15 protein-coding genes are annotated in these 14180 nt (G+C 44.1%); 1 reads left to right on the plus strand and 14 read right to left on the minus strand.

Features of this window, described 5'->3' with window-relative positions; translation table 11 throughout:
• Positions 1 to 2: 2 nt before the first annotated feature.
• From JWG44_RS01255 to JWG44_RS01305, 11 genes are read right to left on the minus strand one after another with little or no spacing between them, the layout of a single operon-like run.
• A complete protein-coding gene (locus JWG44_RS01255) occupies positions 3 to 1106 on the minus strand; it encodes a type II secretion system minor pseudopilin (RefSeq protein ID WP_232371428.1) in 1104 nt (367 codons plus the stop codon).
• Between the two features lie 31 nt (positions 1107 to 1137).
• On the minus strand, positions 1138 to 1773 hold the full coding sequence (locus tag JWG44_RS01260; protein ID WP_205273157.1) for a type II secretion system protein GspJ: 636 nt from the start codon (positions 1771 to 1773) through the stop codon (positions 1138 to 1140).
• A 10-nt stretch (positions 1774 to 1783) separates the two neighbouring features.
• Positions 1784 to 2326, minus strand: a complete 543-nt coding sequence (locus JWG44_RS01265; RefSeq protein ID WP_205273158.1) for a type II secretion system protein — start codon at positions 2324 to 2326, stop codon at positions 1784 to 1786.
• Complete coding sequence (locus JWG44_RS01270) at positions 2301 to 2873, minus strand: pilus assembly FimT family protein (RefSeq protein WP_205273159.1); 573 nt, start codon at positions 2871 to 2873, stop codon at positions 2301 to 2303. Before JWG44_RS01270 ends, JWG44_RS01265 begins: the two co-directional genes overlap by 26 nt.
• A 21-nt stretch (positions 2874 to 2894) precedes the next feature.
• A complete protein-coding gene (gene gspG, locus JWG44_RS01275; RefSeq protein ID WP_205273160.1) occupies positions 2895 to 3371 on the minus strand; it encodes a type II secretion system major pseudopilin GspG in 477 nt (158 codons plus the stop codon).
• Between the two features lie 21 nt (positions 3372 to 3392).
• Positions 3393 to 4619 carry a type II secretion system F family protein gene (locus JWG44_RS01280; protein ID WP_205273161.1) on the minus strand — a complete coding sequence of 409 codons (1227 nt, stop codon included), beginning with the start codon at positions 4617 to 4619 and terminating at the stop codon, positions 3393 to 3395.
• Positions 4620 to 4624: 5 nt separating this feature from the next.
• On the minus strand, positions 4625 to 6298 hold the full coding sequence (gspE, locus tag JWG44_RS01285) for a type II secretion system ATPase GspE (RefSeq protein WP_205273162.1): 1674 nt from the start codon (positions 6296 to 6298) through the stop codon (positions 4625 to 4627).
• 1 nt (position 6299) lies between these two features.
• Complete coding sequence (gene gspD, locus JWG44_RS01290; RefSeq protein WP_205273163.1) at positions 6300 to 8087, minus strand: type II secretion system secretin GspD; 1788 nt, start codon at positions 8085 to 8087, stop codon at positions 6300 to 6302.
• A gap of 5 nt (positions 8088 to 8092) precedes the next feature.
• Positions 8093 to 8995 carry a general secretion pathway protein GspC gene (locus JWG44_RS01295; protein ID WP_205273164.1) on the minus strand — a complete coding sequence of 301 codons (903 nt, stop codon included), beginning with the start codon at positions 8993 to 8995 and terminating at the stop codon, positions 8093 to 8095.
• Positions 8996 to 9055: 60 nt separating this feature from the next.
• Positions 9056 to 10069: a M23 family metallopeptidase gene (locus JWG44_RS01300; RefSeq protein ID WP_205273165.1), complete on the minus strand. Its 1014-nt coding sequence runs from the start codon at positions 10067 to 10069 to the stop codon at positions 9056 to 9058.
• A complete protein-coding gene (locus JWG44_RS01305) occupies positions 10038 to 10412 on the minus strand; it encodes a type II secretion system-associated lipoprotein (RefSeq protein ID WP_205273166.1) in 375 nt (124 codons plus the stop codon). The genes JWG44_RS01300 and JWG44_RS01305 overlap by 32 nt, the downstream gene beginning before the upstream one ends.
• A gap of 367 nt (positions 10413 to 10779) precedes the next feature.
• On the opposite strand from JWG44_RS01305, the gene JWG44_RS01310 reads away from it, so the two are divergent.
• A complete protein-coding gene (locus JWG44_RS01310; RefSeq protein ID WP_205273167.1) occupies positions 10780 to 12309 on the plus strand; it encodes a YifB family Mg chelatase-like AAA ATPase in 1530 nt (509 codons plus the stop codon).
• Between the two features lie 19 nt (positions 12310 to 12328).
• Here JWG44_RS01310 and JWG44_RS01315 read toward each other — a convergent pair whose 3' ends face one another.
• From JWG44_RS01315 to JWG44_RS01325, 3 genes are all read right to left on the minus strand, one after another.
• Positions 12329 to 12526 (minus strand): hypothetical protein, encoded by a 198-nt coding sequence (locus JWG44_RS01315; RefSeq protein ID WP_100787307.1) that lies wholly within the window; start codon positions 12524 to 12526, stop codon positions 12329 to 12331.
• Between the two features lie 96 nt (positions 12527 to 12622).
• A complete protein-coding gene (locus JWG44_RS01320) occupies positions 12623 to 12973 on the minus strand; it encodes a YraN family protein (protein ID WP_205273168.1) in 351 nt (116 codons plus the stop codon).
• Between the two features lie 9 nt (positions 12974 to 12982).
• Complete coding sequence (locus tag JWG44_RS01325; protein WP_205273169.1) at positions 12983 to 14179, minus strand: HD-GYP domain-containing protein; 1197 nt, start codon at positions 14177 to 14179, stop codon at positions 12983 to 12985.
• Position 14180 lies beyond the last annotated feature (1 nt).

Consider the following 14180-nt stretch of genomic DNA (forward strand, 5'->3'; position numbering starts at 1 on the left):
TTTTAGTCTTCCATATAATAGAGCATTGTGCTGTTGGTAAGATCGAAGATTCCGGTGATTCTTCGAATGGTCTTGCCAACTTGGCCCACCGCTACGATTCTAAAAATTTCGCCCTTGGTCTTGATCCTTCCGCCGGAAACGTCAGTTCCTTCTCCGGCGAGTTCCTTATAGAGAGTGAGACCGCCCGCCGTTGGAACTTGAAATTCCTGAAACTTCTCTATGTCCTTCAGCTCTTTGATAAAACCGCCCTGCTCCAATTTGAATTTGAGAATTCGCATTGCTGCCTGTTTGGTCATAAAATCTGATAAAGACATCAAAACAAAATAAGGCGCCGCGTTCAAGTTGATTCTATCGTCCGAATTTTGTCCGGAAGGAATATACGCCGTGATATTGTTCGCCAAAACGAAATCGCTGTCGCCGATAAGAGCCTTTTCCTCTTCGGACTGAAACGCGTTCGAATACTTCTCCTGATAGTCGGCCGGCTTTAAGGAACCGTATACGAGTCCCCGATCGAATCCTTTTACGGAAACGAGTTCGGAAACGGAATACATAAATGAATTCTTATTCTTACGAGGCGGTTTTAGGGAGGAATAGTAACCGTCCTCAGCCCCGCCTCCCGTTTCCTGAAGGTCGGTATCCATCCAATCGAAGATCGGGAAAATTTTTTCCCTTTTGATTCCGAGTTTGTCAAAGAGTCGAGAAACCATTTCCACAGCCCGCGCGTTCTGCTGATTATCATCTTGGTTGAGGAGCGTGTTGAGATTGATCTTTCCATCTTCGGAACTGATCTTGTAATAGATAGTTCCTCCCCCCATCGGAAGCGGAGGCGGGTTGAGGGCGATTCCGCTTTTGTAGAGGTATTCTTCGGGGATTTTTTTAAGAGCGCCTAACGCACCTTGAAAACCGGCTTTTGCAAGTAAAAGCGCTCGAAATCCGTTAGCGTCCGAATAAGCGATATTAAGCTCTCCTCCGGCCCTTTGTGCGAATTCGGTCGCCGTATAAAAGGAGGCCGTTCCGATCGCCATGACGAGAATGACTACCATAAATCCTTCTCTCGATTTTCGTAATCCTCGAAACGAGGAGAGTTTATATTTTAAATTCTCCATCGCGAAAGTATTTAAGAATATAATAATTTTATTATTTAAAAAGAATTCCCGGAAACGCGAGCGTTTCATAGCGGACCTCCCTTTTGCCGGAATTTACGATCATCTCGATTCGAATGAGTCTCGGTAAAACCTTTGTCAGTTTAGAATCCCATTCGTCTTCCCATTTGGCGCCGGTTCTGGAATACTTGAGTTGAAAACTTTTTACGTGACTTAAAAGCCTGTATTCGGTTCCGCCCGATTTCGGATAACGATCCACCATCTCGTCCTCTCTTCGAATGAGATAATTGTAATCCGGTTCTTCGGGCATCGGTTTGAGATAGAATCCGACCTCTCGTACTTCCGGCATGGATGTTTCTTCGGAGTTGGGATGGGTCGCCGCAAAATCCAAACGGTCTTTACGATCGATTCCCCTTCCGTCGTTTTTTCCGACGAAGATCAGTCTTCTTTGTGTTTGATGAAAATATGCCATAGAGATCGTACTTCGAACATTCTCCATAGCCAAAAGAATATCCCTTTTGGAAGCGCCTCCGGGGGAAGAGGATTCTCTTGAAATTTTAAGAGCCGTATAGTACGTAGAAAAAATTCCCGTAAAGATAACGCCCAAAATCATTACCACGATCGAAATTTCGATCAAAGTAAATCCTTTGCGAAAGAATTTTGAGCGCATTTTTTTCATTTTAATACTGAGCCGATTTGAACGTTTCCGCGGTATAAGATTCGGTTCCGCTTCCCGTAGGATAATTGATTGTGACTTTGATTCTAAAAACCCGAATGATTCCGGCCGTCGAAGCTCCTTGATTTGCTTGTCCGGATCTTCTCATTATGAGTTTGTTCATCTCGGAATCTCTTCCTCCCAAAAGGTCTTCCGGTTTTTTCCCTTCTTTACCCGCGAGTTTAAGAAGATCCATATCCTCTTCTCCGATCTGAGTTTTGAATGTATAACCGGGATAACCCGGAATTTCCCCGCTCGTATTATCGGATTGAAGGACGGAAACCGAGTCGATCTGAGCCATTTTGATTTTAGCGAGATGAACCGCGTTTGACATAACTGCAGCGAGTCTTTGTTGTTTGATCCCGTTTGCAATCACCATATAAGTATAAGTCATCGCAATTCCGGCTAACGCAAGAGCTATAGAAACCTCGATCAGGTTGAAACCTTTGCGAAAAGAATTTCGAAAAGGAGTGGAAAGGAATTTAAAGCTGCTGCTGTTCGTTTTCATCCTGCTGCTCTTTCCAATTCTTATCGTTTCCGAGGTTCGAAGAAGTGTGAAATTGTTCTCCCTCTAAAACGGAAACCTTTCCTCCGTATCGATAGATGATCAAAGTTCGATAGATGGACGGATCGTTTCCCAAGTGAACGCTGTAGTCTGCGGCGATTCCAAGATAGGTAAAAGGAACTTTGACAACTCCCTTCGTATAACGAAAACCGCGGATGTCAGTGATGTCTATGATTTCGGAATTATAAGGAAGTTTTTGCGGTTTAAAAACCAAAACTTCTTTGAGTCCGCTCTCGTCTCGGAGGAGTTTTTTCACTGTGTAGGTATCGTTTTCGATATCCAATTCTAAAACCATTGTTGTGTTTGTAAGAATCGATTTGCGATAGCAGAATTCGGCTGCTTGTTTGAGGGTTTGAGCCGCGTCGGTACCGGAAGGAACTATGAAGTTTGCCGCTGTAGTTGCAAGAATGCTAATCAACCCCGCGAGGATCGCGATTACCACGATCAACTCGATCAGGGTGAATCCTTTCCGGATATTTCTTGTTTTCATAACCGGAAAGGAGAATGGAGTTTATTTTCTGCGGAAGTCGGAAGGGTATTCGTCTTCGTTGAGAATGTTGAAGTCAGCATTTTTGCCTTCTCCGCCTTCTTTTTTATCTTTACCTAAGGTGAAGAGCTGAACGTCGCCACCCGCGTCCCTTTTGAGTTTGTAAGAAGTTCCCCAAGGGTCGTTGATCGCGCCTTTTTTGCTCAGGATCGGTTTCCAATCTTCGGGAACCTCTCCCGTAGTCGGTTTTTCTACCAAAGCCTCGAGTCCCTGTTCGTCGCTCGGATAAGAACCATATCTTTGAGCGTATCTTTCCAGATGAGATTGTAACTCGTAGGCGTCTTTTTTGAGTTTTAATGCAGCCGTATCGTCGCTGATTTCACCCGGGCGAAAATTGGAATAAACAAGAGCGATGAGCGCTCCTAAGATGATCACGACAACAGCGAGTTCTATCAGTGTGAGACCTTTTCTGTATTTTCTTTTTAATTTGGACAGATTCAATTGAATTCTCCTTATTCTAAATTATATATTTTGAAGTTGTTGCGTCAAGTTGTACATTGGGACCATGATCGAGGCCATAATCGTTCCAATGAGAAGACCCATTACCACAATCATGAGCGGTTCCATGGATTGTGTCATCGTTTTAATCGCGGTGTCCACTTCGGTATCGTAAATATCGGCGAGTTTGTTCATCATTTCCGGAACACGATCCGAGACTTCTCCGGCGGCGATCATACCGATCACCATCTGAGGAAGAATCACCGATCCGCTAAAGGAAGCTGAAAGTTTTTCTCCTTCCTTGATTCGATCCACCGCGTTTTTGATCTCTTCTCCAAAGATGGAATGATCCACGATCCGTTCCACGATCGAAAGGGTTGTGATCAAGGGAACACGGTTGCTCAGAAGAATTCCGATGTTTCTCGCAAAACTACTCACCAAAACCTTACGAGCCAAAGAACCCAAGATCGGAACCTTTAGAATAAATTCGTCCCAGTTTCGTTTTCCCTGAGGAGTGTTTTTATAATAGATAAATCCCACGATTCCACCAAAACCCAACGCAAGAAGGAGCCACCAAAACCCGATGAGAATATCGGAAACTCCGATGACAATACGAGTGATGAGTGGAAGTTTTGCGTCGAACTGCAAAAACAATTCTTGAATCTGAGGAATGACGACGGTCAATAAAAAGATCGTTACGAAGATCGAAAGAGAACCCATGATAAAGGGATAAACCATCGCGACCTGTACTTTTGCTTTGAGTTCGCTGGACTTCTCTTCCAATTCAGCGAGTCGAGTCAACGTCGCTTCATAGTCGCCGGTTTTTTCGCCGACCGCGACAAGCGAAGGAAACTGACTGGGGAAAACGTCCGGGTGTTTTTTCATCGCCTCGGAAAGGGAAGATCCTTCGGTGATGCTCGCTTGCATTCCCGTCAGAACTTTTCTAAAATTCTGATTATCAGTTTGTTCAACGATGCTCGCGAGAGATTTGTCCAGAGGAATTCCTGCGCCGAGCAAGGTAGCGAGTTGTCTGGAAAAAAGCCCAACTTCTTTTCTTGGAATTCTATAAAAATACTTAGCTAAAAACGGAAAAAGTTCCCTGTCTTTTTTTTCGGAATCTTCGGAGATGTTGCGAACATAAAGACCTTTGTTTTTTAACTTGGAACGGGCCGCTTGGAGGGAAGCCGCGTCGATGATTCCCTTTTCTTCTTTCCCCTTTTTGTTAAACGCTACGTAAGAATAAATTGCCATTTTGTTTAAGTGACTCTGAGCACTTCGTCTATCGTTGTCACGCCGTCGATAACCTTTCGAATTCCATAATCTTTAAGAGTTTTGAAATTGTGTTCCCTTGCGATTTCGTTCAATTTACCGGCGTCACTTCCATGAAGGATAGCCGTTTTGATATGAGAATCCACCAATAAAAGTTCGTAGATCCCCGTTCTTCCTTTGAACCCCGTTCCCATACAATGAGAACAACCTTTTCCTCTGTAAAGGGTTCCGTTTTTCAGGCTCTTTTTGGGAATTCCGATCGATTCGAGTTCGGATGCGGTCGGTTTATAAGTTTCCTTACAATGAGCACAGATTACTCTCACAAGTCGTTGCGCCATAAATCCAAGAACGGTCGAGGTGATTAAGTAAGGTTCGATTCCCATATCCACAAGACGCGTTGCGGCGCTCGCCGCGTCGTTTGTGTGAAGTGTCGAAAAGACCAAGTGGCCCGTAAGGGAAGCCTGGATCGCGATCCTCGCGGTTTCTTCGTCCCGTATCTCCCCCACCATGATCACGTCCGGATCCTGACGAAGAATCGCTCGAAGACCAGTCGCGAACGTAAGTCCGATTTTCTCCTGCATCTGCATCTGAGAGATTCCCTCGAACTGATATTCGACAGGATCTTCACAAGTGATGATGTTTCGTTCCTCGGTATTCAATTCGCTAAGCGCGGAATAAAGAGTCGTGGACTTACCGGAACCCGTAGGACCTGTAACAAGAATGATTCCGTGCGGTTCGATTATTAAGGAGCGGATCGTCTTTACGAGTTCCGGATAAAAACCCATCGTATCTAAAGAATACTTCTGATCGGTTTTGTTCAAAAGTCGCATCACGATTCTTTCTCCGAACTGACAAGGGATCGTGGAAACGCGGATATCGATATCCTTACCGGTCAATCTGAGTTTGATTCTACCGTCTTGAGGAAGTCTGTTCTCCGCGATATTTAAGTTCGACATGATCTTGATTCTGGAGGAAATTCCCGCGTGATACGATTTCGGCGGACTAAGCACGTTATGCAAAATACCGTCCACACGATAACGTACGATGAGGGATTTTTCATAGGGTTCAATGTGGATATCCGAAGCCCTTTCGTTCACCGCTTGAGAAAGAATGACGTTGACCATCTTGATGATCGGCGCGTCGTCGCTTAGGTCGAGAGAGTCGTTTTCAAAAGCCTCCGCGAGTTCGGAAAAACTTCCTTCCATTTCGTTTAACATCTCTTTTGCGGCGGAGGAAGTTGTATCGAAATGCGAATGGATGATCCGCATGATTTCCGGTTCGGGAGCGAGAATGAATTCTACATTGTATCCTTTAAGGAAATTACGAGCGTCGTCCATCGGATGTAGATCGGATGGATCGGAAACCGCGATCCGGATCGTCTTTTTGGAAAGTTGAAAAGGAACGATTCTGCTTCTTTGAATGAGTTTGAGAGGAATCTGTTGAAAGACTTCTTCCATTCCGGAGAATTCTAATTTTTCACGAAACTCAAGCTGATAGAGTTTAGAAAGCGCACGGAGAATATCCGATTCTCCCGCGATTCCTTTTTTTTGAATGATATGACTGAGAGGAAGGTTATTCTTTTTTTGAACCTTCAGGGAATCTTCCAGATCTTTTTCGGATATGATCCCCTCTTCGATTAGGATATCTCCGAGAGTTTTCAACTTAGTCCCCTCTTTCTTTGATTTCTTTTTCTTTGTTGAGGATTCTTTCTCTTTCGAGTTCGTATCTTTCTTGTTGCATTTTTTTCTTCACAGTCATCTTATCCGCGTTCTCTCTGCTATCGAGGATATGTGGAGTGATAAAAACCATAAGGTTGGTTTTTTTTAATTTTTCGGTAGTTCTTTTGAACAAATGCCCCAAATACGGGATGTCGCCGAGGAAAGGGATTTTGATAATCCGTTTTTGTTTGTCCGTAGAAATCAAACCGCCGATTACGATGGATTGGGTATTTTCGATCGTGACCGAGGTTTTGATCTCTCGACGATTGAACGTCGGATTTCCTCCGGCGAGAGCGATCTCCGCGATGTTTTTGATTTCTTGAAAGAGTTCTAACGTGATCTTATTGTTTTTGTTTACGTGTGGTGTGAACTTGAGTTTGATCCCGGTCGGACGGTATTCGTAGTTGTCCACCGTAACCGCGTTTGCACCGCCCGTTCCCGCGTTTCTACTTTGGGTTCTTACGGGAACATCTTGTCCTACGCTGATCTCGGCTTCCTGATTGTCCACGGTCAAAACCTGAGGCGCAGATAAAACGTTGAAGTTTTCGTTTCCTTGGTTGGCGCTCAAAATACCGATGATCTGCTCGGAGCCGGCCTTTAAAAAACCCAAAGAGAAACCGCTCAAGGTATTGATGTTCGGGTTTACCTGTCCGTTCGAGTTGATGATATTTCCTTCTTTCGAAAGACCGGTATTGAATTGTCCGTAGGCTTCACTCTTATATCTCCAGTCGATACCGAAGTCGTTGAGATCGCTGGAAGTCAATTCTACGATCAAAACTTCTAACAAAACCTGTTTTCGAGCAGAATCCAAAACCTTGATGATCTTTCGGATCTCGGTCCATTCCGAGTTAGTCGCCGTCACGATCACTGAGTTGGATTCTTTGTGACCGACCGCTTTGATTTTTTCAACCTTTGCCGGAACCTGACCCTGAGCTTTTTTTTCAGGACTCAATTCTTCCGTTTGTACAACCGGATTGTCGAGCTTGACTAACGTGGCGGCGATCTTTTCAGCCTCGCTGTGTTCCAGAGTGTATATATGAACGTCGCCTGCGGAAGAAACCGCTCCCGGTGTGGCCTCTTCCAACTTTTGGTCGAGTTCGTTGACTAAGAGTAAGAGTTTGTTGATGTCGGCAGCGGAACCGGAAAGAACGATCGTGTTCGTATTCTTATAAACGATCACGTCCGTATTGGGAGAAGTCAGACGTTTGAGAATCGGTTCCAATTCTTCCGGTTTAACGTTTTCAACCGGGATGATCTGTGTGATATTTCTATAATCTCCGACTTCGGTTTCGGGAATCAATTCCTTTCCCACGCGAACGATCGGCGATCTGGCGAGTGCGTCCTTGATTTTTACGATGGAGATGAGATCGGGTTCTTCCACAACTCCGAAACCGAGGGACTCTAAAACCGACTTCATAAATACGAATGCGTTTTTGATTGGAATTTCTTTTTGAGAAATGATCGTGATTTTTTTACCCTTTAAACTTTCATCCAGGAGAATGTTTTTTCTGAGGATCGCGCTCATTCCTTTTAAGAAATCGTTGAGTTCGGTGTCTCTCCAGTTTGCATAAAAAGTTCTTTCTGCGGGTTCTTCCGGAGAAGTCGCAGATTTCGTTTTAACGGAAACCTTCTTTTTATTCTGGGGAAATACGGGTCTATCCCATACCAAAAGTACGAGCAGAAGAATGGAGAAGATTCTAAAGAATGGAAGTTGATTGGTTGTTCCGGGCATTTTTTTTAGTTTCTGATAATAAATTCGTAGGTGAGAATCTGGCTACCTCTTTCCACATCTACCGTAATCTTATCGGCAGTTTTTACGGCTCCCCAGATTTCTAACATTTTTTCGGTTTCCGTCAAAGGCATTCCATTGACTCGTTTGATCGTATCTCCGTTTCTTGCGCCCAATGCGTAAAAAATATGGTCCGGAGAAACGCTGTAGATCTTGTAACCTGCGATTTTACCGTTGATCAAAGCCGGACCGAATCTTGCATTCTTATACAAGGCGGCCGGATCCTTGAGCTTTCGGTTGACGTCTTGTCTCGAAAGAACTTTGCGAATCGTATCGGCGGAAGCGGTTTGACCGGGATCTCCTTTTGGAGCTGCGTCTTGACCGAGTTTTGCTCTGGCTTCTCCGGGGGTTTGGCCGATTTCTACTTTTAGAGAAATTCCTCCCTTTTCTAAAACGACGTAGTTAAGCGCGATCGATCGAATTTTATAACCGGCCACGGTCTCACCGGTTGCAAACTCTTGTGCATCCGGTTTTCCTTTTTCAACGATGGTGACACGGGCAAAGGACCAATGTCCGCTCAACGTTCCGGTGACTCGCATTTCCTCGCCTTCTCCCGTATCCGGAGGAGCCGTGGAAAGTTCGCCTTCCGTCGCAATCTCTCCGGCTCTCGAAGCGATTCCGCGAATCAGATTTCCTTGGACCATTTCTTCATAAGACGACAGGGCTCGGTTGGTTTCAGGACCTATCTTTCTGGTCGGATTGAGATTGCCGCTTGAGGTTTGAACGCTGGGATTTAAGAACGCAAGAATCACCGCTCGCAAAAGATACGAAAGTGAATAAGAAAAAAAAAGGATCACAGGAATGAGAGTATAGAATGTGTTCTTCCTGAGTTCTAAAAAAATCGCGTTCATTGGAATCCGATCAGTAAATTTCTTTCAGAGATTTGAATCACATCCGATTTCGAAAGGATGTTAAAGTCTGGCAAATTTACCTGGATCTAAAGGGGTCACAATTTTCAAGGTCTTTCTTAAGGCCGCTTCCGGATTGATCCGATTTCCGTTTAAGAATACTTCGAAATGCAAGTGAGGACCCGTTGCCGATCCGGTTCTGCCAACGGCACCTATGACCGTCCCCGCGCTCACTCTCGTTCCCTGCTCGATTGTAATTTTTGCGCAATGGGCATACATGGTTTTGTAACCGTTTTCATGATCTATGATGACCGTATTTCCGTAGCCTCCGTTTACGCCGGTAAAGGAAACTACTCCGTCCGCAGACGCTAAGATCGGAGAACCCTGTGTCCCTCCGAAATCGACTCCGCTATGATAACCGCCGGACCCGGTATGAAACGGATCCTTTCTTCTCCCAAAACGAGAAGTCATCTTTGCGTTAACGACCGGCGAAACAAAAACCTTTCGAAACTCTACCTTTTCTCTACTCGCGTTTCTCACTTGAACCGGGATGGAAATATTTTGCCCGACTTGTAGCGTCGAATTTTTCTTGAGACCATTTGCGGAACTCACCTTCTGAACCGAGGTTTTCATGATCTTGGCGATTTTAAAAAGAGTGTCTTTCGGTTTTACGACGTAATTTTTATAAACGACGCCGCTGTGGCTTACTATTTTGGAAGAGATAATCCGATTGACGCTGATAAAACTCGGAAGTTCCAGATTGGATTTGTCTTTATGATAGTTGAGAGAGTATTTCTCTTCTTGCCAGTTCTCGGGAGATTGAGAGAACAATTGTTTTATTTTACGTTCTTCTTTGTCCGTAAAAAAGGAGGAATCCTTATTTGTGTACTCGGAAATTTCCGCGTCGTAATTCTTCAATGGATCAGCTCCCAAAGAAGAAGACAGAACCAAAGAGGAGATCAGGGGAATCAAAAAAAGTTTTCCGTTCACCTTCTTAGTATCGGACAAGCGTGCAGCCGATCTTGAACCACCTCTTCGGGAGGATCTATTTTTTCTTTTTGTATTCCACGAGTTCATTAGCTATCAGTTTATCCAGATCCTCTATCGTTATCTTCTTTCCGCCGTATTCATCATTCAATTGATAGATGATCATCCTTCCGATGGCGTATTCTCTTTTGTGATCCGCAGGATAACACTTAATCTTCACCATCGAAGGTGTCGATTCGATATAGATCTTAACGAGCATCCCTTTTTTAAAGGTTTCCGTATTGGAGACCTTCTTGTCTTGGATAAGGTAATAGGTCTTATCGATGTAGTGTTCGTTGATCTGAGCAACGACATCTTTGCGAATCAATCGGTTTCCACAGCCTGCAAGAAAAAGAATGACCCCTGAAAGCAGGAAAACCGTGATACGAAACATTTCAGTGCAAAATTACAGAGGGGGAAGGTATTTGAAACTAGTTTTTTTAGAATCCTTCTCAAATCCCTTTAAATTTTCCAAGAATCCCTCTTTCTGACTACTCTTCCTCTCAATATCCCGCACCCATAAATGAACTGGAATCATTGGAAGAATTTGTGGTAACAACGAGATGCTCCCCGCCAACCCGAGGTCGATGTGTATGATTTTTGGATGGGCAAGCGGGAAGTGAAAGGTTCCGAGTAAGACCGACTCGAGGATTTTTTCCTCCTTTCTAATTTTAGAGAAAAAGGTTCATTTTTCAAAAAAAAGTTTTAGGAATGGGAGTTTCCGTTCACGAGCAGGAACCGTAGGTTTTGGAGGGTCATGAATGAAAAATACATGGATTTGTTTGACCGGTGCGAATTTGGAAGGATTGGAAGCTTTTTCGGTGTCCGTTGAAATCAATTTAAAACGAGGATTGCCGAGATTTATGATCACTGGTCTTGCGGCTCAGTCGATAAGGGAATCCGCCGAGCGAGTTCGAGTCGCTTTGGAAAACAGCGGTTATTCTTGTCCGTTTCAAAACATTCTTGTAAACCTAGCTCCAGCCGGAAGAAAAAAGGAAGGAACCCTTTTGGATCTTTCGATTGCCTGCGGAATTTTGGTTCTCACGGGTCAGATTTTTCCTTCGGGAAAATTAAAAAGAACACTTCTTTTGGGAGAATTGGGTTTGGACGGATGTCTCAAACCTTTAAAAGGAGTTCTGCCCATTCTTTCCGGAATTACCTCCGAAAAATACGATACAGTGATTCTTCCGTTTCAAAATAAGGAAGAAGCGGCTCTCCTCAAAAAGTTCGAAGTCTATGGGATATCGCATTTGAAAGAATTGGAGGAAGTTTTGGAAAATCGAAGAAATCCTGAAATCAAATCTGCGATTCAAGTGAAGGTTCCGTCCATCCCAAAAACCTTTGAGTTGTATCAAGACCAGATGGTGGCGTTTCGGGCGATTCAGATCGCTGCCGCAGGTTGGCATCATATTCTTCTCACAGGACCGCCAGGAACCGGAAAAAGCCTCTTGGCGAGGATGTTGGGACTTCTTCTTTCCCCTCCGGGAGAATCGGAAGCACTGGACATTCTTAGAATTCAATCGTCTCAGTTTCCTCTCAAAGAATTGTTTGTGGAAAGACCATACCGATCTCCGCATCATACGGCTTCCGATATTTCTTTAGTCGGAGGTTCTAAGGATTTAAGAATGGGAGAAGTAACTTTGGCCAATCGTGGTGTTCTTTTTTTAGACGAACTTTCGGAATACAAATCCGGAGTTTTACAGGCGCTCCGGGAACCGATGGAGGAAGGTTGGATTACGGTTTCGAGAATCAGCGGCACCGTAATCTTTCCGGCACATTTCCTTTTGGTTGCGGCCACGAATCCTTGTCCCTGCGGGTTTTACGGAGTGGAAAAAGGCTCTTGCGGTTGTAACGCGCAAAGGATCAAAAAATACCAAACCCCCTATTCCGGTCCGTTTCGAGATCGAATCGATCTCGAAGTTCAAATGTTTCCTTCGAATGAAAAAGATAGGAAGAGAATCCAAATCGATCTTCAAGAAACGAGGGATCGAATTTACGAAGCTGCGGAAATCCAGAATCGAAGATATCAATCCGATGGAATTTATTTCAACGGGCAACTTAGAGGAGAATCGGTGAATCGGATTCTTAAATTTAACGCCGCTTGCGAGGATATACTCGAAAATCAGATTCGACTTCGCAGACTTAGTATTCGAAAGTTCAATCAGATCCGGAAAGTGGCGAGAACGATTGCCGATTTGGAGGCAAGCGAGGTTGTGGAGGAAAGGCACCTTCTAGAGGCCCTGAATTTCCAGAACGCCGGAAATTACGGAGAAAACAGGGCCGTCGCTTAATTCCCGTTAAGCGAGAAGTTCATTTGGAAAGAAAATGGGAGATTTCCATCGCTATCTTATCGATTGCAAAATCGATATAACTCGGGTCTTCCAGTTTCTTTTTGTAATCTTCAAATTTTCGCTTTTTTACCGGCATTCCCCTTTTACGGAGAATGACCGGATCCGGTCCGAAATCATCTGATTCGGCCAGATTTCCTAAAATCGGGATGCTCTTCATAGTTACTTCCTTGTAACGATTTAAGGCTCTCTTCCTTGAGAACCCGCAGACAATTTAAGAATTCGGTGCTTGTTGGAAGTACCTTAATGCACTATTTCAAAAGAGCTGAGGATAATATTCACATCCCTTTTTTGAGTTTATAAAGACAAGATCGAATGAGACAAAATGATTTTGAAAGGTAAGATCTTGAGATAAAAAACCTTCCGCCGCCATTCTCATCCTATGTTGTTTTCTTTGATTGAGAGAAAGTCGAGGATCGAATATCTTAAATTCTCTCCAATACTTAACCTCGATAAAGTGGAGCGAATCTCCATTGGAGGAGATTATGTCGATTTCGCAGCGGGAAAATCGGAAATTTCGTTTGAGGATTTTGTGACCTATAGAAATCAAAAAATCGCAGGCGAGAGTCTCACCCTCTGCTCCTTTCTGTTTTCGTAAGTCTCGCAAAGAAAAAAATCAGCCGGTGATTTCCTGTAGGTCGACGGGACGGGAAATAAAAAGATTCGTATCCCTCAAAAGATCGACTAAAATGAGATTTCGGACCATCTCACCATATTCATCTTTTATAATGCGAATGCAAGGTCGAATCGGTTTGTCCGGATTGGGTCCCAAGACCACCCCGATTCTTTTGTCCGAAAGTTCCACACAGGAGCCGACCGGATAAAGGGAGAGATGGTTTAAAAGAGAACGAACCAGCTTCAGATCGAATTTTCCAACGTCCATACTGATCATCGATTTGATCGCTTCGTGAGGAAGGATCTTTTTCCGATGAGGTCTGTTCGTAACGAGCGCTGAGAAGTTATCCGCGATCGCGTAGATTCTTGCTTGCTCCTCGATCGCAGTCGAGGCCAATTTTTGAGGATAACCGTTTCCGTCGTATCGTTCGTGGTGTTGGAGGGCGACGATCGCTAGATTGTTTTTGAGTTTCATTCTTTGGGAAAGAATCTGATAACCCAAAATTGTATGTTTCATGATCGTCTTAAATTCTTCGTCCGTAAGTTGTTCGTTCTTTTCGGAAACCGTCGCGGGAACCTTGCACATGCCGATATCCGCGAGCAAACAGGATATTCCCAGATCGATCATTTTTGGTCTGGAATATTCCAACAACTTTCCCATAATCAAAGAGTAGAAGGTCGCGTTTGCGATTTGATTGTAGAGATAATATCCGCTTGGATTGTTCGAAAGAATCAGGTAAGAAATATTTTGATTGGCGCGAACAAAGTCCGTGAGCTTTTCCGCGATTTCTCTTACGGGGGTCACTTCCAGGGGTTTTTCTTCTAAGGTTTTTTTGAAAACGTCCTGAAGAATTTGTGTAGTTTCTCGGTAAAGGTTGCTAAACGTCACTTTGATTCGGTTGAGGTTATCATAGATCGCCTTGAGAGGCTGAAGATCGTCGTCTACGATCGTATTTACGATGATATCGTCGAAACTCGTTTCCAGTTGATCGGAGTCGACGCTATTTGCTGCGGAATTTCCGATCAGAAGCAGTTCTCCTGCTGTCATCACCTCTTGGATTCCAAATTTATTCAATCGATCCAGGTCGCTATCGGTAACCGGGGTATTGGAAGTGATAAAAAGGTTCTCCTTATCTAAATAGACGGGTTTTGAAAACCTCATTCCCGGTTTGAGTTCGGAGACGGCAAACTTTTTCATT

Source organism: Leptospira ainazelensis (assembly GCF_016918785.1).
Lineage (GTDB): Bacteria > Spirochaetota > Leptospiria > Leptospirales > Leptospiraceae > Leptospira > Leptospira ainazelensis.